Source organism: Streptomyces sp. GbtcB7 (assembly GCF_019091445.1).
GTDB lineage: Bacteria > Actinomycetota > Actinomycetes > Streptomycetales > Streptomycetaceae > Streptomyces > Streptomyces mirabilis.
In genome coordinates this window covers 1-245 of sequence record NZ_JAGXJM010000499.1, presented here as the reverse complement: position 1 = coordinate 245, position 245 = coordinate 1, and the positions used below count along the sequence as shown (strand labels likewise).

At 69.4% G+C, this 245-nt stretch carries 1 pseudogene; it reads left to right on the top strand.

Going from position 1 to position 245, the window contains the following annotated elements:
* Positions 1–234, top strand: a pseudogene (locus tag KVT44_RS56615) (hypothetical protein); the annotation flags it as partial.
* Positions 235–245: the final 11 nt, after the last annotated feature.

The window sequence follows — 245 nt, the reverse complement described above, 5'->3', positions numbered from 1 at the left end:
AGCGTTCTTCTCGCCCAGACCCCCATGGGCTCCCTGGAACCCGCCCACATCCACCACCTGACGCGACAGTGCGGGATCCCCCCCGTACGCCTGGAGTCCGGCTGGCACGCCCTGGTGAAGCGGACCTCCTGCCCGGTGCCGGACAGGCCCTGGCCTTTCGGTGTCCGTCAGTTGACCGGGCCCAGCGTGACGTTCGCCTGCTGGGGGTTGCCGTCGTGGACGAGGGACTCGTAGTTGCCGACGTC